Raw genomic sequence first — 21635 nt, 5'->3', positions numbered from 1 at the left:
GCGACTGCGAGGACGCACCATGCTGTCACGCGCGCGCAGGCGCGGCCGTATCGTCTCCGCCCGCGTCACCCCCGGTTCCCCCGGCGGGGTGAGGCGGTGGCCGGCGCCGGTGGAGGAGCGCGGTCCCGCGGCCGATGGGAGGGCATGTCGGTCACCCGGACGCGCGCCCTGCCCGACTGCCGGCCGCTGCTCGCCGACCCCGGCGACCTGTCGGTGGTCTTCCAGCCGATCGTCGACCTCGCCGCGGCCCGCGTCGTCGGCTACCAGGCGCTGTCCCGGTTCCCCGGCACCGCCGGCCCGGACGTGTGGCTGGCCGCCGCCGCCGAGTGCGGGCTGGCCGCCGAGCTCGAGGCGCTGGCGATCGCCCGGGCCCTCGACGCCGTCCCGCTGCTGCCGGACGACACCTCCCTCACTGTCGGCGTCAGCCCGCACCTGCTCGGCACCCGGCCGGTGCGGGAGGCGCTGGACGGACCGGACGGCCTGCACCGGGTGGTCGTCGAGCTGACCGGGCACATCCCCGTCGCCGACCTGGACGCGGTGCGCAGCCAGACCGCGGCGCTGCGTGCCCGGGGCGCCCTGGTCGCGCTGGACGGCGCCGGCTCGGGGCACTCCGGCCTCCAGCAGATGGCCACGATCCGGCCGGAGCTGGTCACGCTCGACCGCGCGCTGGTCACCGACGTCGACACCGACCCGGTGCAGCTGGCGCTGGCCGAGCTGGTCGGCGGGTTCGCCGGCCGGATCGACGCGCGGCTGCTGGCGCGGGGCGTCGAGACCCCCGGCCAACTCGCGGTCCTGGCGCGGCTCGGCATCCCGCTGGCCCGGGGGTGGCTGCTCGGCCGGCCGTCGCCGGTCTTCCAGCCGCTGGCGCCGGAGGTCACCCGGCTGGTGCACGCCCAGGTGGCCCGCGCCCGGGTCAGCGGGAGCGTGGCCGGCCTGCTGCGCCCGGCTCGTCAGTGCGAGGCGGGCTCGACCCTGCCGGGCGTCCCGCCGGCGGTGCTCCTCGGGCAGCGGGGCGAGCCGGTCGGTCTCCTGCTCGCCTGCCCCCGGACGGCGGCGGCGTTCACCGCGCCGGTGTCGCTGCGCGTGCCCCCGACCGCCGGCATCACCGAGACGCTGCAGCGCGCCCTCACCCGACCGCCGGCCCAGCGCTTCGACCCCGTCGTCTGCACCGACGCGACCGGCACCGTCCTCGGCCTGCTGCGGATCGAGGACCTCGTCACCGCCGCGGCCTGCCGCTGACGGCCTTCCTGCAGGGGCCCGCCGCGAGCGTGCGAGTGGCGGGGGGCAGGAGGGTCCTCTCTCAGGCGGACGCGTCGCTGAGCAGGCGACGCTGCTCGTCGGTGAGGACGAGGTCCAGCATCGGCAGCAGGTCGGCCAGCTGCTCGACCGACCGGCCGCTGGCGATGGGTGCCACCACGGTCGGCTGGTCGGCGAGCCACCGCAGGGCGACCGCCGCGCCGGTCACCCCGTGCGCGCGGGCGACCTCGGCGAGGGCGGCCAGCACCCGGTCGCCCCGCTCGCCGACGTAGACCGAGGCACCCCGGGCCCGCGGCGACTCGACCTGCTCGCCGGCGCGGTACTTGCCGGTGAGGAAGCCCTTGGCCAGCGCGAAGTAGGGCAGGATCCCCAGGCCCTGCTCCGCCACGACGTCGCGCAGCTCGTCCTCGTAGGCCGGCCGCTCCATGAGGTTGTAGTGCGGCTGCAGGGCGACGTAGCGGGCGGTGCCCAGGCGCTCGGCGGTCTCCAGCGCCTCGGTCAGCCGCTTCGCCGAGTAGTTCGACGCCGCGACGTGCCGGACCTTGCCCGCCTGCACCAGCTCGTCGAAGGCCTGCAGGGTCTCCTCGAGCGGCGTCGTCTCGTCGTCGTAGTGCGCGTAGTAGAGGTCGATGTGGTCGGTCTGCAGGTTCCGCAGCGAGCGCTCGGCCGCCGCGCGGATCTCCGGGGCCGACAGCGGGTGCTCCTTCTGCCCCGGCGAGGCCTTGGTGGCCACGACCACCCGGTCGCGCATGCCGCGCGCGGTCATCCAGCTGCCCAGGATCTCCTCCGAGCGACCGTTGCCGTACATCTCCGCGGTGTCGACGAACGGGGACAGCGTGCTGGGGGTCGCGTCCACGAACCGGTCCAGCAGGGCGGCGGACGTCGGCTCGTCCGCCGTCCAGCCGAAGACGTTGCCGCCCAGGCAGAGGTCGCTGACGTCCAGGTCGGTACCGGGGATCTGGGGCATGCACTCACGCTAGATGAAGGAGCCTCCTGCCCCCCGTCGCTCGCAGGCTCGCGACGGGCCCCTGCAGGAGGGCCGGTCCCGCCGTCCGGGGCTCGCGACCGGCCCCTGCAGGAGGGCCGGTGCCGCCGTCCGGAGGAGACGCCCCCGCCGATGCCGATGGGGCGCCCGGGGCGCGCCGGACCCCCCGCGGTGGCGGGTTGTCGGCCCCACGTGGCACCGTGCCTCCCGGCCCGGCCTCGGCGGATCTGCCGCGGCCGGCCGCCTGATCCCGTCCCCCTGCGAGAGGAACTCCGTGAACAAGGCCGAACTCGTCTCCGCCATCGCCAAGCGGGCCGACGTGCCCACCGCCACCGTCGACTCGGTCCTCGCCGGGCTCCAGGAGGAGCTCGTCGACGCCATCACCCGTGGCGAGAAGGTCGCCGTCTCCGGCCTGCTGACCGTCGAGCGCACCCAGCGCTCCGCGCGGACCGGTCGCAACCCCCAGACCGGTGAGTCGATCGACATCCCCGCCGCCAACACCGTCAAGGTGACCGCGGGCTCGAACCTGAAGAAGGCCGCCAGCAACGTGCCTGTCTGACCGTCGCGGCGCAGCGGCGTGCCGGTCTGACCGTCGCGGCACAGCGACGTGCCGGTCTGACCGTCGCGGCGCAGCGGCGTGCCGGTCTGACCGTCGCGGCACAGCGACGTGCCGGTCTGACCGTCGCGGCACCGACGAGGTGCCGGTCCGGTCCGCCGGCCCGCCGTCGGACGGCCCCCCGTGTGGCCTGACCCACAGCGCCGTGGGTCAGGATGCGGGGCAGGCGCCGCCCGACGGCGGGCGGTGTCCGGAACGGAGGACACGTGACGACGGCACTCCAGGTGGACACCGACCCGGCCGAGGTCGGTCTCGACGCGGCCCGGCTGGCGCGCATCGACGGGCGGCTGGCCCGCTGGGTGGACGACGGGCAGCTCCCCGGCTTCCTCGTGACGGTGGCCCGGCACGGACGGCTGGTGCACGTCGGCCGGGCCGGCGCGCGCAACGTCGAGGAGGGCCTCCCGGTGGAGGCCGACACCCGCTGGCGGATCTACTCGATGACCAAGCCGATCACCTCGGTCGCGGCGATGATGCTGTACGAGGAGGGTGCCTTCGAGCTGTCCGACCCCATCGCCACGTGGCTGCCCGAGTTCGCCGAGACCCGGGTCTACGTGGCCGGGTCGGCACTGAAGCCGGTGACCGCCCCACAGACCGAGCCGATCCGCGTGCGGCACCTGCTCACCCACACCTCCGGCCTGACCTACGGGTTCCACCACACCCATCCGGTGGACGCGATGTACCGGGCGGCCGGGCACGAGTGGAGCACGCCCGCCGGCGCCGACTCCGCCGAGGTCTGCCGGCAGTGGGCGGCGATGCCGCTGGTGTTCCAGCCAGGCTCCGAGTGGAACTACGGCGTGTCCACCGACGTCCTGGGCCGGCTGGTCGAGGTGCTCTCCGGCCAGCCCCTCGACGAGTTCTTCCAGCAGCGGATCTTCGCCCCGCTGGGCATGACCGACACCGCGTTCGGGCTCCGGGACGGCGACGACCCCGAGTCGCTGGCCCGGCTGTACACGGCCGTCCCGGGCCGGCCCGGTGGGCCCGCGACGGGGATCGCGCCGCTGGACGCCATGGGCGCCGGAGCCCTCCGCAAGCCGGCGTTCCTGTCCGGCGGCGGCGGGCTCGTCTCCACCGCCGGTGACTACCTGCGGTTCATCGAGCTGCTCCGTCGGGGCGGGTCCTTCGACGGCGGGCGGCTGCTGGGCCCGCGCACCATCGCGCACATGACCCGCAACCACCTGCCCGGTGGAGCGGACCTGGAGACCTTCGGCCGGCCGCTGTTCGCCGAGACGCCGCTGCGCGGGGTCGGCTTCGGGCTCGGGTTCTCGATGGTCCTGGACCCGGCGCGCTACGGCGTGCTGGCCAGCCCGGGCGACTACAGTTGGGGCGGGGCTGCGTCGACGGCCTTCTACGTCGACCCGGTGGAGGACGTGACCGTCGGCTTCTACACCCAGCTGCTGCCGTCGAGCACGCTGCCGATCCGCAACTTCCTGCGCCAGCTGGTCAACCAGGCGATCGTCACCTGACAGGGGGCTGCACAGGTGGCGGCGGGAGACCGTGGTCGTCGCCGGCCGGCTCGGCGACCAGGTCCACCCGCTCCCGGGTGACCTCCCGCCCGTCGCCGTGCCGCTCCCCGACCGGACCCCGCACGCCGTCGGTCCCGTCCACCGTCGTCGCCGCCGTCGCGCCGTTCCTCCCGCTGCGTGGTCCTCTACGTTGGCGGGACTCCACCACACGGACCGAACGGGGGGCCGGTTGCTGCGCCTGGGGGCCCTCGACGTGCCGGCCGGCCGGTTCGTCGTCATGGCGATCGTCAACCGCACCCCCGACTCGTTCTACGACCGCGGCGCCACCTACCAGCTGGCCGCGGCGCTCGAGCGGGTCGACCGGGTGGTGGCCGAGGGCGCGGACATGGTGGACGTCGGCGGGGTCAAGGCCGCCCCGGGTGACGACGTCGACGCCGCCGAGGAGATCCGCCGCACCGTCGGCCTGGTCGCGGCCATCCGCACCGCCCACCCGACGCTGCCCATCTCCATCGACACCTGGCGGGCCGAGGTGGCGAGGGAGGCACTCGCGGCCGGCGCCGACGTGGTCAACGACGCCTGGGGTGGGGTCGACCCCGAGCTGGCCGCCGTGGCCGCCGAGGCCGGGGCCGGGATCGTCTGCACGCACGCCGGCGGGCTGCCGCCGCGCACCCGGCCGCACCGGGTCACCTACGACGACGTGGTCGCCGACGTGGTCGGGCGGACGACGGCGCTGGCGGAGGCCGCCGTCGCGGCCGGTGTCGACCGGGAACGGGTGCTGGTCGACCCGGGGCACGACTTCGGCAAGAACACCCGCCACTCGCTGGAGACCACCCGGCGCCTGGACGAGCTCGTCGGCACCGGCTGGCCGGTGCTCGTGGCGCTGTCGAACAAGGACTTCGTCGGGGAGACCCTCGACGTCCCCCTCGACGACCGGCTCACCGGCACGCTGGCGGCGACCGCGGTGAGTGCGTGGCTGGGTGCGACGGTGTTCCGCGCGCACGACGTCGCACCGACCCGGCAGACGCTGGACATGGTGGCCGCCATCCGGGGCGACCGGCCGCCGCTGCGCACCGTCCGCGGCCTCGCCTGACGAAGGACCCCTCCTCCCCGCACCTCGCAGTCTCGGGGCGGTACCCGGGAGGGGGGCCTGACCCCTGCCCCGCACGCCTCGCGCGCTCCGGCCGGTACCCGGGAGGGTGCCGCGGCACTAGCCTGCCCCGCGTCAGGTCCAGGGTCAGCCGGGAGGTGGCGTCATGAGCGGTCGGGTCGTGCACTTCGAGGTCCCGTTCGACGACGGGGACCGGGCGCGGGGCTTCTACGAGGAGGCCTTCGGCTGGCGGACCATGGAGATGCCCGAGATGGGCTACACGATCGTCATGACCGGCCCCGGCGACGACAGCGGCCCGAGCGAGGCCGGCTTCATCAACGGCGGCATGCTGTCCCGCGCGCAGGCGGCCACCAGCGGCCCGGTCCTGGTCGTCGACGTGGACAGCATCGAGACGGCCCTCGAGAAGATCGGGGGCCTCGGCGGCTCCACGGTCGTCGGGAGGACACCGGTCGGCGACATGGGCTTCGCCGCCTACTTCACCGACCCCGAGGGCAACGTCGTCGGGCTGTGGGAGACCGCCCGCTGATCCGCCGATGACCAGGTCCCCTGGTCGGGCGGGCTCGGACCTCACGACCGGTGGCGCCAGGTGACCTGATCAGGCAGGACGACGGCGCGTCGATAGGTTGCGCGGCATGGCCGCCACCGGGTTCCACACCGCCGACGAGCTCAACGCCCTCCTCCCCGGCACCCTGCCGGGCCTGCTCGGGCTGAGCATCACCGCCCACGAGCCCGGTCGGCTGGAGGCGGAACTGACCGTGCGGCCGGAGCTGCTGGCCCCCAACGGCTACCTGCACGCCGCGACCGTGGTCGGCCTGGCCGACACCTCCTGCGGGCTGGCCACGCGGGCGCTCCTGCCCGAGGGGTCGTCGGGCTTCACGACCATCGAGCTGAAGACCAACTTCCTCGGCACCGTCCGGGAGGGGCGGATCACCACGGTGGCCACCAACGCGCACGCCGGGCGGACCACGCAGGTGTGGGACGCCGTCGTGCAGGCCGAGTCGGGCAGGACGCTCGCGTTGTTCCGCTGCACGCAGTCGGTCCTCTGGCCGCGCTGACCCGGGCCGGGACGCCGCGGCCCTCCTGGGTGGGCGGCGCCCCCGGATGTGAGACTGGCGCCACAACCGACGAGTAAGGAGCTCCTCCGTGGCGCTGCCCAGCCTCTATCCCGACGTCGAGATCCCCGACGTGTCGGTACCCGCGCACGTCCTGTCCGCCGGCGGTACCCGGCCGGACGCGCCCGCGCTGGTGGACGGGCTCAAGGGCGACACCATCACCCACGGCCAGCTGGCCGCCTACGTGGACCGGGTCGCCGCCGCGCTGCACGCCCGGGGCCTGCGCAAGGGCGACGTCGTCGCCGTCTTCTGCCCCAACACGCCCTGGTACCCGGTGGTCTTCCACGGCATCGCCGCGGCCGGCTGCGTGATGTCTCCGATCAACTCGCTGTACACCCCCGACGAGATCGCCTTCCAGCTGCGCGACTCCGGCGCGAAGGTGCTCATCACCGTCTCGCCGTTCCTCGACCGGGTGCGGGCCGCCGTCGACCAGGCGCCGGTCGACGAGATCGTGGTCATGGACGGCGCGGAGGGCCACCCCTCGCTGCTGGACCTGCTGAGCACCGACGCGCCGTCGGTGCAGGTGGACATCGACCCGGCGCAGGACCTCGTCACGCTGCCGTACTCCAGCGGCACCACCGGGCTGCCCAAGGGGGTCATGCTCACCCACCGCAACCTGGTGGCCAACGTCGTCCAGATGCGCCCCATCATGGACGTGCACGAGGGCGACGAGCGGATCATCGCCGTCCTGCCGTTCTTCCACATCTACGGCCTCACCGTGCTGATGAACCAGGGCCTGGCCGTCGGCGGCACCGTGGTGACCCTCCCCCGGTTCGACCTCGAGGACTTCCTCCGGGTCATCCAGGACCAGCGGATCACCCGGGCCTTCGTGGCGCCCCCGATCGTCCTCGCGCTGGCCAAGCACCCCCTGGTCGACCAGTTCGACCTGTCCTCGCTGCGGACCATCACCTCCGGCGCGGCCCCGCTGGACGAGTCGCTGGCGCTGGCCTGCCAGCAGCGGCTGCGCCAGGGCGCCGACACCGGCGTCACCGTGGCGCAGGGCTACGGCATGACCGAGCTGTCGCCGGTCTCGCACAGCACGCCCGACACCGGCCAGGAGCCGCCCGGCGCCGCGGCGGACGTGCCGAAGGGGTCGGTCGGGTACGCGCTGCCCAACACCGAGTGCCGGCTGGTGGACCCCGCGACCGGCGAGGACGTCGCGGCCGGCCTGCGCGGCGAGCTCTGGGTGCGCGGGCCGCAGGTGATGAAGGGCTACCTGAACAACCCCCAGGCCACCGCCGACACCCTGGACGGCGAGGGCTGGCTGCACACCGGCGACGTGGCGGTCGTCGACGAGCACGGGCACTACACCGTGGTCGACCGGGTCAAGGAACTGATCAAGTACAAGGGCTACCAGGTCGCCCCGGCCGAGCTCGAGGCCGTGCTGCTCGGGCACCCGGAGATCGCCGACGCCGCGGTCATCGGCGTGCTGGAGGAGGAGAGCGGCGAGGAGCTGCCCAAGGCCTTCGTCGTCCGGGCCGCGGGCTCCAGCCTGACGCCCGAGACGGTCATGGAGTACATGGCGGGCAAGGTGGCGCCGCACAAGAAGATCCGGTTCGTCGAGTTCATCGAGCAGGTGCCGAAGTCCTCGGCCGGCAAGATCCTGCGCAAGGAGCTCAAGGCCGCGAGATGACCTGACCCGGACCGTTCCGGGCGCCGGCGGGGTCAGGGCCGGAGCACCCGGAACGGGGTCAGTGCGCCGCTGCGCGCACGGCGTCGCGGCGGGCCAGCCACCGGTCCTCCCCCTGCCGCAGGGCCAGCCGCAGCCGGCGGGGGGCGGCCAGGACCAGGTCCCTCCGCTCCCGCGGGCTGCAGGCGTCGAGGAACCACGGGACGGCGACCAGCGCCGTCCCGACGGCGGTCCGGAACCGGTGTTCGCAGCGGAGCAGCTCCCCGGATGGGTGGTCGTGCCCGCCGCCGGCCGGGACGCCGTCGAGGGCGTCGGCCAGCGCCGTCCAGGCGAGGGCGAGCGCGGGGGCGCCGGCACTCACGTCGGCGGCGAACACCGGGGTGGCCGCGGTGACGGCTCCGCGCGCGGCCCCCAGCGCGCCGTCCCCGGTGCGGCGGGCGACCGCCCCGGCCGTCCGCACGACCGTGGCCGAGGAGGCGAGCACCGCCCGCTGGCGTCGCCGGCAGCACGGGTCGTCGAGGGCGATCCCGGTCAGCGCGGCGGCCAGGTCACGGGCCCCGGCGCGCAGCGCCCGCCGCTCGATCGGGCAGCCCGTTGCCGGCGGCCGGCGAGCCGGGGACGGGCGCACGGCCAGGACCGGGGACAGGGCCGTGTCGGGGACCGGGGCGAGGAGCGTCGTCGTCATGCCCAGGACGCTGCCGGGAGGTCCTTCGGCTGCACTTGCGCCCCACTTGCGCAGCGCACGTGGAGGGCACCGGGCCGCCCGGTTGCCTAGGGTCGGGCCATGCGCGCGGTGACTCTCAGCGGAGCCGGTGGACCCGAGGTGCTGGGCTGGGGCGAGGTCCCCGACCCCGTCTGCCGGCCCGGCGAGGTGGTCGTCGACGTGGTGGCCACCGCCGTCAACCGCGCGGACCTCCTGCAGCGCGCCGGTCACTACCCGCCGCCGAAGGGTGCCAGCGACATCCTGGGCCTCGAGTGCAGCGGGGTGGTCAGCGAGGTCGGGGACGGCGTGACCGGCTGGGGGGTCGGGGACGAGGTGTGCGCGCTGCTCTCGGGCGGGGGGTACGCGGAGCGGGTGGCCGTCCCCACGGGCCAGCTGCTGCCCCGCCCTGCCGGGGTGGAGCTGGCCACCGCGGCGGCGCTGCCGGAGGTGGTCTGCACGGTGTGGTCGAACGTGTTCATGCTGGCCGGGCTCCGGCGCGGCGACGCGTTCCTGGTGCACGGCGGCTCCAGCGGCATCGGCACGATGGCCATCCAGCTGGCCGCCCGGGCCGGAGCGCAGGTGCTCACCACCGCCGGCACCGCGGCCAAGCTCGACGTCTGCCGGGAGCTGGGCGCCGAGGTCGGCATCAACTACCGCGAGGAGGACTTCGTCGAGCGCGTGCTCGAGGAGACCGACGACGCCGGCGTCGACGTGGTCCTCGACAACATGGGGGCGAAGTACCTGTCCCGCAACCTCGACGTGCTGTGCACCGGTGGGCGGCTGGTCTGCATCGGCATGCAGGGCGGGACCACGGCCGAGATCGACCTCGGGCTGCTGATGCGCAAGCGGGCGTCGGTGCACGCCACCACGCTGCGCGCCCGGCCGGCCACCGGACCCGGCGGCAAGGCCGAGATCGTGGCCGCGGTCCGGCACGAGGTGTGGCCCGACGTCGAGCGCGGCGTCGTCCGGCCGATCGTCGACCGGCGGCTGCCGATGTCCCGGGCGGCCGAGGCCCACCGTGTGGTCGAGGCCAGCGAGCACGTCGGCAAGGTGCTGCTGCTCACCGACGGGTGAGCGGAGCCGTCGTCACAGCGGTGCGCGGACCAGCGGCGTGCCCTCGCCGTCCTGCAGCACGACCATGATGACGGCGTCGGCGTCGACGTCGGCCCAGCCGCGCCAGCTGCCGCCGCCGCGCTCGTCGACCGTCCACTCCCCCGCGGCGTGCTCCCGGCCCTCGCCGTCGACCGCCACCAGCCGGCACTCGCCGGACGGCGCCAGCCCGGCGACGTCGACGTCGATGACGGTGCCGCCGCCCCCGGACGACGTGGTCACCGTGATCTCGGCCGCTCCCGCGGAGGCGGACACGGTCGTCCCGTCCTCGCGAGCGGCCCAGGTGGCCACCCCGGCGGCCACCCCGCCGAAGAGCAGGACGAGCGCCGCGGCGACCAGCAGCAGCCGCCGGCGCGACCGGGTCGGGTGGGCCGGCCGGGCCGCGGCCGCGGACACCCGGTCGAACAGGTCCGGAGAGGGCACGATGCTCGGCGTCGAGAGGTCGGCGGGGTCCACCAGCGCGAGCAGGCCGGGCAGCGCCGCGAGCTCGGCCTCCTCGGCGCGGCAGTCGGCGCACCCCCGCAGGTGCTCGGCCACCCGACGGCGGTCCTCGGGCGCGAGTGCCCCGAGCACGTAGGCGCCCAGGTCGGGGACCACGGCGGTGCAGCTCACGTCGTCACCCCCCGTTCGGCCAGGGCCAGCTTGAGGGCCCGGAGCGCGTAGTAGCAGCGGGACTTCACCGTGCCGACGGGAACGCCCAGAGTGGCGGCGGCCTCGCCCACGGTGCGCCCCCGGTAGTAGGTCTCCACGATCACGGCCCGGTGCTCGGCCGACAGCGACCCCAGCGCGTCGGTGACGACGATCCGGTCCAGCGCCACGCTGAGCTCGTCGAGGGCCGGCACGCTGGCCAGCCCGGTGTCGGGCACCTCCGGCGGGCGGGCCCGCCGGGCGCGGTGGGCGTCGATGGCCACGCGGTGGGCGACGGTGAACAGCCACGGACGGACCGGCGCGGCGTCCGGGTCGAGCTGGTCGAGGTGCCGCCAGGCACGGACCAGCGTCTCCTGGACGACGTCCTCGGCGCGCGCGCGGTCGCCCGCGCACAGCCGCACCGCGTAACCCAGCAGGGCGGCCGCGTGCGCGTCGTAGAGGGCACGCAGGTCCCGCTCCCCCGTGTCGTCGCCGCGCGCGCTCATCTGCCCGCACGCACCTCCCGCGTGGCCGCCGGCTGCCGCGGTCGCTGCTCCCGCGGGCGGACGGCGGCGAGCGCGGCCAGCACGAGCGTCCCGACCACCTCGGCTCCCACGCTGGGCCCGAACAGCGCGGCCACCGGCGACTCGTGGAAGCCGAACAGCCCGACCTCGACCGACATGAGCAGCCCGACCAGCGTGCCGATCTGCAGCAGGACGCCGAGCAGCGCCACCTCGGACAGCCAGCCCTGCGACACCGCCAGCACCGCCACGCAGAGCAGGAGCCCGGTGGCCGCCTGGACGAGGAACAGCGGTCCGATCCAGGGGATGGCGCGGTAGCCGGTGTCCCACAGGTAGAGGTGGATCACGGCCGTGGTGGCGAGCAGTCCGGCACCGACCACCCGGCCGGCGACCAGCACGGACGGCGGGACGGTCAGCCGTCGGTCCATGACACGCTCCCCTCGACGGCCGGTCAGCATGCGGTCGACGCGCCGCTCTCGACGTCCTGGCCACTGCCGGCGAACAGCAGGGCACCCGCGGCCCGGACGGGCGATCCGCGCACGAGCCCTCCTCCGCCGGGCGGCCTCCGCGGCGGGGGCCGACACCCGGGAGCACGGCCCGCGACCACGATCGGTTCACCGCGACGGGGCCACGGCTCAGCGTGGTCGCAGCGCCGCCACCGAGTCGATCAGGTACCCCACCTCCTCCGCCGTGTTGTAGTGCATCAACCCCACCTGGACGGCGCCGCCCTGCTCGTTGACCCCCAGGGCATCGAAGAGCTCCCGGGCGTAGAAGTCGCCGTCCCACGCGCAGATGCCACGGCGGGAGAGCTCGGCGGCCACCTGGCGGGGTCGCATCCCGGCGACGGTGAACGCCAGCGTCGGCGTGCTGCGGGCCGCCGACCCGAGCACCTGCACGTGCCGCATCGCGCGCAGCGCCTGGGCGAGCCACTCGAACAGGCCGCCCTCGTACGCGGCCACCGCGGCCATGGAGGTGCGCAACCGGTCCCATCGCGATCCGGTCGCCTCGTCGCTGAGCGCGGCGAGGTGCTCGACGGCCGCGGACACCCCGGCCAGCAGCTCGAAGGGCGCGGTGCCGCCCTCGAACCGGTCCGGGACACGGTCGGGGACCGGCAGCAGCTTGTCCGGCTCCAGCTCGCCGAGCAGCTCGGGCTCGGCGACCACGGCGCCCACGCGCGGACCGCACCACCGGTCGGCCGCCACGGTCAGGAAGTCCGCGCCCAGCGCCCCGGCGTCCAGGACGCCGTGCGCCGCGGCGTGCACGCCGTCGACGTAGACCAGCGCGCCCACGGCGTGCGCCCGCGCGGCGATCGCGGCGACGTCGGGGCGAGTGCCGATGGCGCTGCTCGCGGCGGTGACGGCGACCAGCCGGGTGCGGCGGGTGAGCAGCTCGTCGTACTGCCAGTCCGGCAGCTCGCCGGTCTCGATGTCCACCTCGGCCCACCGGACGAGCACGCCCGAGCGCTCCGCCATCTGCACCCACGGTCGGATGTTCGCGTCGTGGTCCAGCCGGCTGACCACGATCTCGTCGCCCGGGCGCCACGTGCGGGCCAGGGCACGGGCCATCGTGTAGGTCAGCGCGGTCGGGTCGGGGCCGAACACGACGCCGGTGGCGACCCCACCCACCAGGTCGGCGACGGCGGCTCGGGCGCCGGCCACCATGCCCTCGGCGCGAGCCGACGACGGGAACGCGCCGCCCCGGTCGGCCACCGGCACCCGCATGGCCGAGGCCACGGCCAGCACGACGCTCTCGGGCAGCAGCGCGCCGGCGGTCCCCTCGGCGTGCACGAGGCCGTCGGAGAGGCCGGGGAACAGACCGCGGACGCGGGCGACGTCCAGCCGTGCCTCCCCCGGTCCCATGGTCGCGACCCTAGACGCGGCGGGAGCGGGCGAGGACCGGGGTCGGCGGCACCGGGCACCCGCGTCCACGCCTGCTCGACGGAGGGCAGGATGGGGTCATGACCGCACCGGGAAACGGCAGTGAACGCCCTCAGCAGGTCGTCGTCGTCGGCCCCGACGGCCGGCCGATGGGCACGATGCCCATGCCGCCGCAGGGGCCTGACCAGGACGGGGACGCGACGAGCCTCACCGACATGGTCGAGCAGCCGGCGAAGGTCATGCGCATCGGCACGATGATCAAGCAGCTGCTGGAGGAGGTCCGCGCCGCGCCGCTGGACGACGCCAGCCGGAACCGGCTGCGCGACATCCACGCCTCGTCGATCCGCGAGCTCGAGCAGGGCCTGGCGCCGGAGCTACGGGAGGAGCTGGAGCGGATCACGCTGCCCTTCGCCGAGGGCGAGACCCCGTCGGACGCCGAGCTGAGGATCGTCCAGGCCCAGCTGGTCGGCTGGCTCGAGGGTGTCTTCCACGGCATCCAGACCGCGCTGTTCGCCCAGCAGATGGCCGCCCGCGCCCAGCTGGAGGAGATGCGCCGCCGGGCGCTGCCGGGCGGCCAGCCGGCGCAGCAGCCCGATCTGCGGCCCGGGGGTGGTCAGTACCTCTGACCGGTCGGCTCGTCACGCGGTGCAGCGACACCGGTCCTCTGGCCATCGTCGGGCTCGCGCTCGGCGTGGTCAGCACCACGCTGGGCGCGGTCGCCCGGCGCAACGGCACCCGGACCGGCCAGGCGACCGCCGGGCTGGTGCTCGGTGTCGTCGCCGTCGTGGTGGCGATCGCCAACATGGTGATCGCCTACAACGTCCTCACCTGACCCGGGAACCGACGACGGCGCCGTCCCCGATCGGGGACGGCGCCGTCGTGCTGAGGCCCTCCTCCAGCGGGGGGCAGGAGGGCTCTGCCTCAGACGGTGAAGCGGCGGACGGCGTCGCTCAGGTCACCGCTCATCCGCGCCAGCTCGGCCGCGGCCCGCTGCGCGTCGGCCACCCGCGCGTTGGTCTCCTCGGTCCCCGCCGCGAGTCCGGTGATCGCCGTCGCGATGTCCCGGGACCCGCCCGCGGCCTCGGCCACGTTCCGGTTCATCTCGTTCGTGGTGGCCGTCTGCTCCTCCACGGCCGCCGCAATCGTGGCCTGGAAGTCGTTGATCTCGCCGATGACGGAGCTGATCTGCCCGATCGCCTCCACGGCGCCGGCGGTGTCGGCCTGGATCGCCTCGACCCGCCGCGAGATGTCCTCCGTCGCCCGCGCCGTCTCCTGCGCCAGCTCCTTGACCTCGGAGGCGACCACCGCGAACCCCTTGCCGGCCTCGCCCGCGCGCGCCGCCTCGATCGTCGCGTTCAGCGCCAGCAGGTTCGTCTGCTCGGCGATCCCGTTGATCAGCTTCACGACCGTGGCGATCTCCTGCGAGGAGTCCCCGAGCTTGCCGACCGTCCGCGTGGTGTTCTCCGCGACGCCGACCGCCTGACCGGCCACCCGCGCGGCCGCCGTCGCGTTCTGCGCGATCTCGCGGATCGCGGTCTCCATCTGCGACGACCCGGTCGCGACCGTGTCCACGCTCGAGGCGACCTCGCCCGCCGAGGCGACCACGACGCCGGCCTGGCCGGCCGCCGTCCGCGCGTTGTCGGCGATCGCGTCCGAGGCGGCCGTCAGCTTCTGCGAGGCACCGTCCAGCCGCCGCGCCGAGTCGCCCACCAGCGTCAGCACGTCCCCGATGGTGTCCAGCGTGTGGTCGAGGGAGCGGGCCACGTCGCCGACCTCCCCGCCGCCGATCTCGCCGACCCGGACCCGGAGGTCACCGGCGGCGACCTCGTCGAGCACCTCGCGCACCCGCTGCACGGGCCGCGTCACCGAGCGGACCAGCAGCAGGGCGAGCACCACGGAGACCAGCAGACCGAGGACGACGATGGCGAGGGTGAGCGTGCGCGCCGTGGCGTAGGCGTCCTGCGCCGCCACCGCCGTGGAGGAGGCGACCTCCGCCTGCGTCGCGACCGCCGCGTTGAGCGCCTCGACCGCCTGGCCCTCGAACTGCTTCAGCTCGCCGATGGTGGCCGCCGCGGCGGCGACGTCGCCGACGGCGAGGTGGCCCTGGAGCTCCAGCTGCAGCCCGACGTAGGCGGCCGCTGCGTCCTGGTAGGCGCTGTAGTGCTCGGCCACGCCGTCGGCCAGCGGCTGCCCCGCGACGACCGCACCCTGCGCGTCGAGCGCCTCCTGCGCGTCCGCGGCGAACCCCCGGTCGATCGCGTTCACCTCGGGCCCGGCGCTGACGATGAGGGACCGGGCCGAGAACGCCTCGTGGGTCCACCAGCCGACCTGCAGCTCCTTGAGCTCCTCGAGCGGCACGGTGCCCTCGGCGTACACGCGCTCGGCGCTGTCGCTGAGCACGCCCATCCGGTCCACGCCGATGAGACCGACGGTGAGGGTGGTCAGGGCCACGACCAGGATCGCGCCGAGCAGCCGGCCGCGCAGCCCCACCCGGGCGAGCACGCCCGGTGAGCCCCCGTCCGCAGGAGAGGGGTGGGTCTGTGGCGGGCGGACGGCGTCCATGCCGGTGCTCCTTCGGGGCGCGGGAGGTGGACCGTGGTCCTCGACGGTCCTGCCAGCACTCTCGGCGGATCACGGTCGATCTTGAGCCGGATCACCGCGCCGCCGTCCCTCCTGTCACACCCGCCGCGGCCGGCGCCCGGCGCGCGCCGGCCGGCGGATGTCAGAGGGCGGCGAGGAAGGCCGCCACCCCGTCCTCGTCGTTGGTGCCGGTGACGTCGGTCGCGGCGGCGAGCAGGTCCGGGTGGGCGTGCGCCATGGCCACCGCCCGCCCGCCGCCCTCGCGGACCCAGTCGAACGCGGCGATGTCGTTGGGCATGTCACCGAAGACGACGACGTCCTCCGGCCCCACGCCGTGCCGGGCGGCGACCTTGGCCAGCCCGGTGGCCTTGGTGACGCCCAGCGCGGAGATCTCGGCGAGCGCGTCGCTCGACGAGCAGGTGACCGTCGCCCGGTCCCCCACCACGTCCTCGACGAGGGCGACGAACTCGTCGCGGGGCAGGTGCTCGTGGCGGGCCAGCAGCTTGGCCACCGGTGCCGCGACCATCTCCTCGAGGGTGGCGACGGCGACACCGGGGGCATCGACGTCCCAGCGTGGCTGGTACACCGGCTCGTGCCGGAACTCCAGGCCGTACTCGACGGCGAACCAGGTGTCGGGCTGCTGCCGGCGCAGCTCCGTGGTGACCTCGCGGAGCACCTCGGGCGGCAACCGGTCCTCGTCGACGATCTGGAAGTCCTCGAGGTCCAGCAGCACCGCGCCGTTGCAGCACACCGCGGTGCCGTGGCCCAGCACCTCCCGGATCCGGACCATCCAGCGCGGTGGCCGGCCGGTGGCCAGCACCAGGGGGACGCCGTCGTCCCGCCACCGGGCCAGCTCGGCGAGCGTCGAGTCGCTGACGGTGTCGTCCCGGCGCAGCAGGGTGCCGTCCATGTCGCTGACGATCAGCCGGGGGCGCCAGTCAGACACGCGGGTCCCCCACCAGGAGGGCCTCCAGGTAGCGCGCGACGCCGTCGGCGTCGTGGCCGCTGGTGACGACGGGCGTGGCCGACCGGACGGCGAGGTGGGCGTTGGCCACCGCGACCGCCCGCCCGCCGGCCGCGCGCACGGCCTCGATCATCGGCAGGTCGTTGGGCATGTCGCCGAAGACGAGGACGTCGCCGAAGCCGACGCCGTACCGCTCCAGCGCGATCGCCAGCCCGGTGGCCTTGGTGATGCCCGGGGGCAGGACCTCGATGAAGCCGAGTCCGGCGTGGGTGACCTCGGCGTCGACCGGGTCCACCACCGAGCGGGCGCGGGCCAGCAGCTCGTCCTGGCCGAGCGACGACGACCGCAGGAAGACCTTGAGCACCGCCCCGGCAGGCAGCACCTGGTGCCGCGGCAGCAGGTGCGCGGGCTCCGGGTAGGGCCAGTCGAACCCGTGCTGGACCCGCAGCGGTGAGTGCACCTCACCCTGCTCGGCGGCGTCCTCGACGGCGACGACGAGCTCGCCGGCGACCTCCTCGATCCGCTCGATCACCGCCATCGCCCGGGCCCGCGGCAGCCCGACGGTGCGCAGCACCTCGTCGCGCTCCAGGTCGACGACGAACCCGCCCTGGGCCAGGACGGCGATGCCCCGCCCGTCGAGCGCGGTGCGCACGCTGTCGAGCAACCGGGGACCGCGGCCGGTGACGCCCACGACCGGGATGCCGGCGTCCCAGCAGGCGGCCAGTGCCGCGCGGGTGCGCGGGCTGACCTCGCCAGCGGAGTCCAGCAGGGTGCCGTCGAGGTCGGTGGCGACCAGCTTCGGCCGCCACGTCCCGACGTCGCCCAGCTCGACGACCGTGTCAGCGCCGCCGAGCACCCCGACGGGGGCCAGGACCGCCGGGGCCTCGGGCTGCGGGAGGTGCGCGGTCATGCGGTGGGCACCGGCGCCACCAGCGTCATACCGGGGGTCAGCAGCTCGACCCCGCCCAGCCAGGGACGCAGCGCGACCGGCACGTGCACCGAGCCGTCGGCGCGCTGGTGCACCTCCAGCAGGCAGGCGATGGTGCGGGCGATGGCGCACAGGGTGCCGTTGAGCGTGGCGGCCGGCTGCGGGCGGCCGTCGGCGTCGCGGTACCGGATGGCCAGCCGGCGGGCCTGGAACGTGGTGCAGTCGGAGGTGGAGGTCAGCTCCCGGTAGGTGCCCTGGCTGGGGAACCACGCCTCGATGTCGTACTTGCGGGCGGCGCTGGTGCCCAGGTCGCCGGCGGCGATGTCGACCACCCGGTAGGGCAGCTCCAGCAGCTGGAGGAACTCCTCTTCCCAGGCCAGCAGCCGCAGGTGCTCCTCGGCCGCCTCCTCGGGTCGGCAGAAGCTGAACATCTCGACCTTGTCGAACCAGTGCACGCGGATGATGCCCCGGGTGTCCTTGCCGTAGGAGCCGGCCTCGCGGCGGAAGCAGGACGACCAGCCGGCGTAGCGGCGCGGGCCGGCCGCGAGGTCGAGCACCTCGTTGCTGTGCATGCCGGCCAGCGCGACCTCGGAGGTGCCGACGAGGTAGAGGTCGTCCCGCTCGACGCGGTACACCTCCTCGTCGTGCTCACCGAGGAAGCCGGTGCCCTCCATGGCCTCCGGCCGCACCAGGGCCGGGGCGATGACCGGGGTGAAGCCGGCCGCGACGGCCCGGCTGATCGCCAGCTGGGCGAGCGCGAACTCCAGCAGCGCGCCGGGCCCGGTGAGGAAGTAGAACCGGGCGCCGGAGACCTTGGCGCCGCGTTCCATGTCGATCGCCCCGAGCGCCTCGCCGATCTCCAGGTGGTCGCGCACCGGGAAGTCGTGGACGGGCAGCTCTCCGACGGTGCGCAGGGTGACCGCGTCGTCCTCCCCGCCGGGTGGGACGCCGTCGTGCACGACGTTGGGGATGCGCAGGTGCGCCTCGCGCAGGGCGACGTCGGCGGCGCGCAGCGCCTCCTCGGCGTCCTTCACCTGCGCCGCCAGGGTCTTCGCGCGCTCCAGGACGGCGGGCCGCTCCTCGGGGGTGGCCTTCTTCACCGCCTGGGAGGCGGACTTCTGCTCGCCGCGGAGGTCGTCGGTCCGCTTGACCGCCTCGCGGCGGGCGGCGTCGGCGGCGAGCAGCGCGTCGACCCGGGACTCGTCGGCACCCCGGGCGCGCTGGCTGGCCTTGACGAGGTCGGGGTTCTCCCGCAGGAGCCGCAGGTCGATCACCCCCTGATCGTAGGTGCCGGGCGGCGGCGGCCCGCCCCGCCCGAGGTCACCGTGCCGCGTCGCACAGCCGGGCGACGGCCGCCTCCACCCGCTGCGCCTCGCCGGTCAGGCCGGCGAGCGCGGCGACGACGCCCGGGGACGTGGCGCTCGTGGCCTCCTCCAGGCGCCGGCAGAGCCCGGCCAGCCGCTGGGCGCCCATCGCCGCGCTGCTGCCCTTGAGACGGTGTGCCAGGCGCGGCACCGCGTCGTGGTCCTCCTCGTCCCACCGGCCGGCAGCGGCAGCTCCCGCGATCGCGTCGACCGCAGGCCCGAGGCTCGCGGCGTACTTGCCGTACAGCTGACCGAACGCGTCGTCCCCCAGGTCGCGCAGGTCGGCCACCGTCGCGGGGTCGAGGACGTCGACCGGTTCCTCCTCGTGCGCCGGGACGACCGCAGCCACGGCGTCCCCGCCGGGGTGCGGGACGTCGGTCTGCCACTGACGGAGCGCCTCCTCCAGCGTCGCCATCCGGACCGGCTTGGTGAGGAAGTCGTCCGCGCCGGCCTCCAGGAACGCGGACCGGTCGGCGGCGAGCACGCTGGCGGTCACGGCCACGATGCGCGGTTGCGGGCCGGGCATGCAGCGGATCGCGGCGGTCGCGTCCACGCCGCCGAGCACGGGCATCTGTGCGTCCATGAGGACGACGTCGTAGTCGCCGGTCCGGACGGCCTCGACGGCTAGCTCCCCGTTCCCGACGTGCTCGCCGTCGTGCCCGAGCTGCTGGAGGTAGAGGCTCATGAGCTGGGCGTTGACGGCGTGGTCCTCGGCGACGAGGACGCGGAGCCGACGCCCCGGCTCCGCCCGGCGCGGGGCGGGGATGCCACCAGGGGTGCGGCCACCCGATCGCCGGCTGCCGGTCCTCGTCGCGCCGAGCACCGACCGCACCGTCTGCTCGAGCCGTTCCGGGCGCACCGGCTTGTGCAGCCGGGCGGCGAAGAGCGCCGCACGCTCGGCCGGCACCGAGGCGGAGCTGCTGAGGAGGATGAGCGGCAGCGTCGCGCCGTTCGCCAGCCGGCGCAGGCGCTCGGCCACCTCGTCACCGTCCATGCCGGGCATGTGGAGGTCGAGGAGGCAGGCGTCGAAGCGGGGCTCCTCCGCCACGAGGCGGAGCGCCTCCGCGCCGCTGCGCACGAGCACCGGGACCGCCCCGTAGCCGGCCAGCTGGTGTTCCAGGATCCGGAGGTTCGTGGCGTTGTCGTCCACGACGAGCAGCCGCCGTCCGGTGAGGGTCTCGGTCGGCGACCCCGCCGTGCTCGGCGCGACGTCCAGCTCGACGGTCATGGTGAACGTCGACCCGGAACCCAGCGTGCTGGCCACGGCGATGTCGCCGCCCATCGCCGCGACGATGCGCTGGCTGATCGCCAGCCCCAGGCCGGTGCCCCCGTAGGACCGCGTGGTGGAGGTGTCCACCTGGCTGAACGACCGGAACAGCCGGTGGTGCTGGCCGGCCGGGATGCCGATGCCGGTGTCGGCCACCGCGATGGCGCAGCGCACGCCCGAGCGGGTCTCCTCGCCGCTCACGCTGATCAGGACCTGGCCGTGCGGCGTGAACTTGACGGCGTTGCCCACGAGGTTCACGACGACCTGCCGGAGGCGGGCGCCGTCACCCAGGACGTGCCACGTCCGATCGGCGGGGATGTCGACCAGCAGGTCCAGGCCCTTGCCTGTGGCCTGCGGGGCGAGCAGCTGGGCGACGTCGTAGACCAGGTCGGAGAGATCGAACGGCGCCTTCTCGAGGTCGAGCTCCCCGGCCTCGATCTTGGAGAAGTCGAGGATGTCGTTGATCAGCATCAGGAGGCTGTCCCCGCTGCGGGACACGGTGTCGAGGTGGCCGCGCTGCTCGTCGGACAGCTCGGTGGTCAGCAGCAGGTCGGTCAGCCCCAGGACGGCGTTGAGCGGCGTCCGGATCTCGTGGCTCATGGTCGCGAGGAAGGCGGTCTTGGCCTGCCCGGCCCGCTCGGCCTCGTCCCGGGCGGCCATCAGCTCCTGCTGGCGCGCCTCGACCAGGACGTTGCGGTCGTGGAGGGCCTGCCCGAGCACGTTGACGTCGCCGGCGATGTCCCGCAGCTCCGCGGGCCCGCTCTCGACCGCCCGGCTCTCCACGTCACCGGCGGCCAGCGACGCAAGCGTCTCCCGCACCCGCTGCGTCGGCGGGAGCAGGGTGTCGGCGAGCCGCCGGTTGGCCCGGCGGACGGCCAGCGCCACGACGCCGGTCACCACGAGGCTCAGGGCCGCGCCGAGGGCGACGGTCATCGACTGCTGGTCCAGCGCCTGCTCGCGCTGGCGCTCCACGAGCGTCCGGGCCTCGGCCTCGACCTCGCGGTAGGCGTCGAACAGCCGCTTGTCCTGCCGGATGAGCTCGCTGAGGGCGACGGTGTCGCCGATGGCCGGCTGACCGGCCAGCACCGGCTCGACCCATTGCTCGATGAACCGTCGCTCGGCCGCGTGCAGCCGCCCGAGGGTCTCGGACAGCTCCGCGTCGGCGCGGCCGAGCGGGAGGAGGATGGCGTCGGCCCGCTCGAGGTCGGCCGTGCCCTTCCGGTACGGCTCCAGGAACCGCGCCTCACGCGTCACCAGGAAACCGCGCAGACCCGTCTCCTGGTTGAGCATCGCGATGTGCCCGTCCTGCAGGGCGCTCAGCATCGCGTTCGCGCGATCGACCCGTGCCCCCAGCAGGGTGAGCACGACGACGGCCAGACCCACGGTCGTCAGCGCCACGGCCGTCAGCGCGGCGAGTCCGACCAGGAGCGGCCGGCGCAGCAGCTCCCGCAGCGGCGGGGCGTCGGCACGGGGACCGCGGGGCGTGGCGAGGGGCACCTCCGGCCATCGGCCGGAGGCGCACC

At 75.0% G+C, this 21635-nt stretch carries 21 protein-coding genes; 10 read left to right on the top strand and 11 right to left on the bottom strand.

Features of this window, described 5'->3' with window-relative positions; all coding sequences use genetic code 11:
* The first annotated feature begins 144 nt into the window (after positions 1-144).
* A complete protein-coding gene (locus GCU56_RS14090) occupies positions 145-1239 on the top strand; it encodes an EAL domain-containing protein (RefSeq protein ID WP_163482372.1) in 1095 nt (364 codons plus the stop codon).
* 61 nt (positions 1240-1300) lie between these two features.
* Here the strand turns inward: GCU56_RS14090 and GCU56_RS14085 are convergent, their stop codons facing one another.
* Positions 1301-2224 carry an aldo/keto reductase gene (locus tag GCU56_RS14085; RefSeq protein WP_163482371.1) on the bottom strand — a complete coding sequence of 308 codons (924 nt, stop codon included), beginning with the start codon at positions 2222-2224 and terminating at the stop codon, positions 1301-1303.
* Between the two features lie 13 nt (positions 2225-2237).
* Between GCU56_RS14085 and GCU56_RS24670 the strand changes: the two genes are divergently transcribed.
* From GCU56_RS24670 to GCU56_RS14055, 6 genes are all read left to right on the top strand, one after another.
* On the top strand, positions 2238-2801 hold the full coding sequence (locus tag GCU56_RS24670; protein WP_275585886.1) for an HU family DNA-binding protein: 564 nt from the start codon (positions 2238-2240) through the stop codon (positions 2799-2801).
* A 263-nt stretch (positions 2802-3064) separates the two neighbouring features.
* The gene (locus GCU56_RS14075; RefSeq protein WP_345771841.1) at positions 3065-4321 is read left to right on the top strand and encodes a serine hydrolase domain-containing protein; all 1257 of its coding nucleotides are present in this window, start codon (positions 3065-3067) and stop codon (positions 4319-4321) included.
* Positions 4322-4550: 229 nt separating this feature from the next.
* Positions 4551-5411: a dihydropteroate synthase gene (gene folP / locus GCU56_RS14070; RefSeq protein WP_163482369.1), complete on the top strand. Its 861-nt coding sequence runs from the start codon at positions 4551-4553 to the stop codon at positions 5409-5411.
* A gap of 163 nt (positions 5412-5574) precedes the next feature.
* Positions 5575-5955 (top strand): VOC family protein, encoded by a 381-nt coding sequence (locus tag GCU56_RS14065; RefSeq protein WP_163482368.1) that lies wholly within the window; start codon positions 5575-5577, stop codon positions 5953-5955.
* A 106-nt stretch (positions 5956-6061) separates the two neighbouring features.
* Positions 6062-6484: a PaaI family thioesterase gene (locus GCU56_RS14060; protein WP_163482367.1), complete on the top strand. Its 423-nt coding sequence runs from the start codon at positions 6062-6064 to the stop codon at positions 6482-6484.
* Positions 6485-6572: 88 nt separating this feature from the next.
* Complete coding sequence (locus tag GCU56_RS14055; protein ID WP_163482366.1) at positions 6573-8174, top strand: AMP-binding protein; 1602 nt, start codon at positions 6573-6575, stop codon at positions 8172-8174.
* 58 nt (positions 8175-8232) lie between these two features.
* Here GCU56_RS14055 and GCU56_RS14050 read toward each other — a convergent pair whose 3' ends face one another.
* Complete coding sequence (locus tag GCU56_RS14050; RefSeq protein ID WP_163482365.1) at positions 8233-8856, bottom strand: hypothetical protein; 624 nt, start codon at positions 8854-8856, stop codon at positions 8233-8235.
* Positions 8857-8955: 99 nt separating this feature from the next.
* Between GCU56_RS14050 and GCU56_RS14045 the strand changes: the two genes are divergently transcribed.
* Positions 8956-9948: an NAD(P)H-quinone oxidoreductase gene (locus GCU56_RS14045; RefSeq protein WP_163482364.1), complete on the top strand. Its 993-nt coding sequence runs from the start codon at positions 8956-8958 to the stop codon at positions 9946-9948.
* A 12-nt stretch (positions 9949-9960) separates the two neighbouring features.
* On the opposite strand, the gene GCU56_RS14040 is transcribed toward GCU56_RS14045, so the two are convergent.
* The 4 genes from GCU56_RS14040 to GCU56_RS14025 form a co-directional block, all read right to left on the bottom strand.
* Positions 9961-10596, bottom strand: coding sequence for a zf-HC2 domain-containing protein (locus tag GCU56_RS14040; RefSeq protein ID WP_163482363.1), 636 nt, complete (start codon positions 10594-10596; stop codon positions 9961-9963).
* The gene (locus tag GCU56_RS14035; protein WP_163482362.1) at positions 10593-11117 is read right to left on the bottom strand and encodes a sigma-70 family RNA polymerase sigma factor; all 525 of its coding nucleotides are present in this window, start codon (positions 11115-11117) and stop codon (positions 10593-10595) included. The genes GCU56_RS14040 and GCU56_RS14035 overlap by 4 nt, the downstream gene beginning before the upstream one ends.
* Entirely contained in the window at positions 11114-11560 is a 447-nt protein-coding gene (locus GCU56_RS14030; protein WP_163482361.1) for a hypothetical protein, read from the bottom strand. The genes GCU56_RS14035 and GCU56_RS14030 overlap by 4 nt, the downstream gene beginning before the upstream one ends.
* Before the next feature lie 207 nt (positions 11561-11767).
* Positions 11768-12991: a cysteine desulfurase-like protein gene (locus tag GCU56_RS14025; protein WP_163482360.1), complete on the bottom strand. Its 1224-nt coding sequence runs from the start codon at positions 12989-12991 to the stop codon at positions 11768-11770.
* Positions 12992-13089: 98 nt separating this feature from the next.
* On the opposite strand from GCU56_RS14025, the gene GCU56_RS14020 reads away from it, so the two are divergent.
* Both GCU56_RS14020 and GCU56_RS14015 read left to right on the top strand, forming a co-directional pair.
* Positions 13090-13635, top strand: a complete 546-nt coding sequence (locus GCU56_RS14020) for a bacterial proteasome activator family protein (RefSeq protein WP_163482359.1) — start codon at positions 13090-13092, stop codon at positions 13633-13635.
* 65 nt (positions 13636-13700) lie between these two features.
* The gene (locus GCU56_RS14015) at positions 13701-13841 is read left to right on the top strand and encodes a hypothetical protein (protein WP_163482358.1); all 141 of its coding nucleotides are present in this window, start codon (positions 13701-13703) and stop codon (positions 13839-13841) included.
* An 89-nt stretch (positions 13842-13930) separates the two neighbouring features.
* Here GCU56_RS14015 and GCU56_RS14010 read toward each other — a convergent pair whose 3' ends face one another.
* From GCU56_RS14010 to GCU56_RS13990, 5 genes are all read right to left on the bottom strand, one after another.
* Positions 13931-15571, bottom strand: coding sequence for a methyl-accepting chemotaxis protein (locus GCU56_RS14010; RefSeq protein WP_163482357.1), 1641 nt, complete (start codon positions 15569-15571; stop codon positions 13931-13933).
* 160 nt (positions 15572-15731) lie between these two features.
* Positions 15732-16535, bottom strand: a complete 804-nt coding sequence (locus GCU56_RS14005) for a Cof-type HAD-IIB family hydrolase (RefSeq protein ID WP_163482356.1) — start codon at positions 16533-16535, stop codon at positions 15732-15734.
* Entirely contained in the window at positions 16528-17463 is a 936-nt protein-coding gene (locus tag GCU56_RS14000) for an HAD family hydrolase (protein ID WP_239522265.1), read from the bottom strand. Before GCU56_RS14000 ends, GCU56_RS14005 begins: the two co-directional genes overlap by 8 nt.
* Entirely contained in the window at positions 17460-18755 is a 1296-nt protein-coding gene (serS, locus tag GCU56_RS13995) for a serine--tRNA ligase (protein WP_163482355.1), read from the bottom strand. The genes GCU56_RS14000 and serS overlap by 4 nt, the downstream gene beginning before the upstream one ends.
* A 46-nt stretch (positions 18756-18801) precedes the next feature.
* Complete coding sequence (locus tag GCU56_RS13990) at positions 18802-21609, bottom strand: response regulator (RefSeq protein WP_163482354.1); 2808 nt, start codon at positions 21607-21609, stop codon at positions 18802-18804.
* Between the last annotated feature and the right edge of the window lie 26 nt (positions 21610-21635).

The organism is Geodermatophilus sabuli, assembly GCF_010686765.1.
GTDB classification, from domain to species: Bacteria; Actinomycetota; Actinomycetes; order Mycobacteriales; family Geodermatophilaceae; genus Geodermatophilus; species Geodermatophilus sabuli_A.
Note: the sequence above shows the minus strand (reverse complement) of the source record. Positions and strands in the feature narration are given on the sequence as shown.

Excerpts from the sequence above, each read along its gene's own strand:
- GCU56_RS14090 (WP_163482372.1), top strand. The coding sequence starts at position 145 with ATGTCGGTCACCCGGACGCGCGCCCTGCCCGACTGCCGGCCGCTGCTC.
- GCU56_RS14085 (WP_163482371.1), bottom strand. The coding sequence starts at position 2,224 with ATGCCCCAGATCCCCGGTACCGACCTGGACGTCAGCGACCTCTGCCTG.
- GCU56_RS24670 (WP_275585886.1), top strand. The coding sequence starts at position 2,238 with ATGAAGGAGCCTCCTGCCCCCCGTCGCTCGCAGGCTCGCGACGGGCCC.
- GCU56_RS14065 (WP_163482368.1), top strand. The coding sequence starts at position 5,575 with ATGAGCGGTCGGGTCGTGCACTTCGAGGTCCCGTTCGACGACGGGGAC.
- GCU56_RS14060 (WP_163482367.1), top strand. The coding sequence starts at position 6,062 with ATGGCCGCCACCGGGTTCCACACCGCCGACGAGCTCAACGCCCTCCTC.
- GCU56_RS14050 (WP_163482365.1), bottom strand. The coding sequence starts at position 8,856 with ATGACGACGACGCTCCTCGCCCCGGTCCCCGACACGGCCCTGTCCCCG.
- GCU56_RS14045 (WP_163482364.1), top strand. The coding sequence starts at position 8,956 with ATGCGCGCGGTGACTCTCAGCGGAGCCGGTGGACCCGAGGTGCTGGGC.
- GCU56_RS14035 (WP_163482362.1), bottom strand. The coding sequence starts at position 11,117 with ATGAGCGCGCGCGGCGACGACACGGGGGAGCGGGACCTGCGTGCCCTC.
- GCU56_RS14030 (WP_163482361.1), bottom strand. The coding sequence starts at position 11,560 with ATGGACCGACGGCTGACCGTCCCGCCGTCCGTGCTGGTCGCCGGCCGG.
- GCU56_RS14025 (WP_163482360.1), bottom strand. The coding sequence starts at position 12,991 with ATGGGACCGGGGGAGGCACGGCTGGACGTCGCCCGCGTCCGCGGTCTG.
- GCU56_RS14020 (WP_163482359.1), top strand. The coding sequence starts at position 13,090 with ATGACCGCACCGGGAAACGGCAGTGAACGCCCTCAGCAGGTCGTCGTC.
- GCU56_RS14010 (WP_163482357.1), bottom strand. The coding sequence starts at position 15,571 with ATGGACGCCGTCCGCCCGCCACAGACCCACCCCTCTCCTGCGGACGGG.
- GCU56_RS14000 (WP_239522265.1), bottom strand. The coding sequence starts at position 17,463 with ATGACCGCGCACCTCCCGCAGCCCGAGGCCCCGGCGGTCCTGGCCCCC.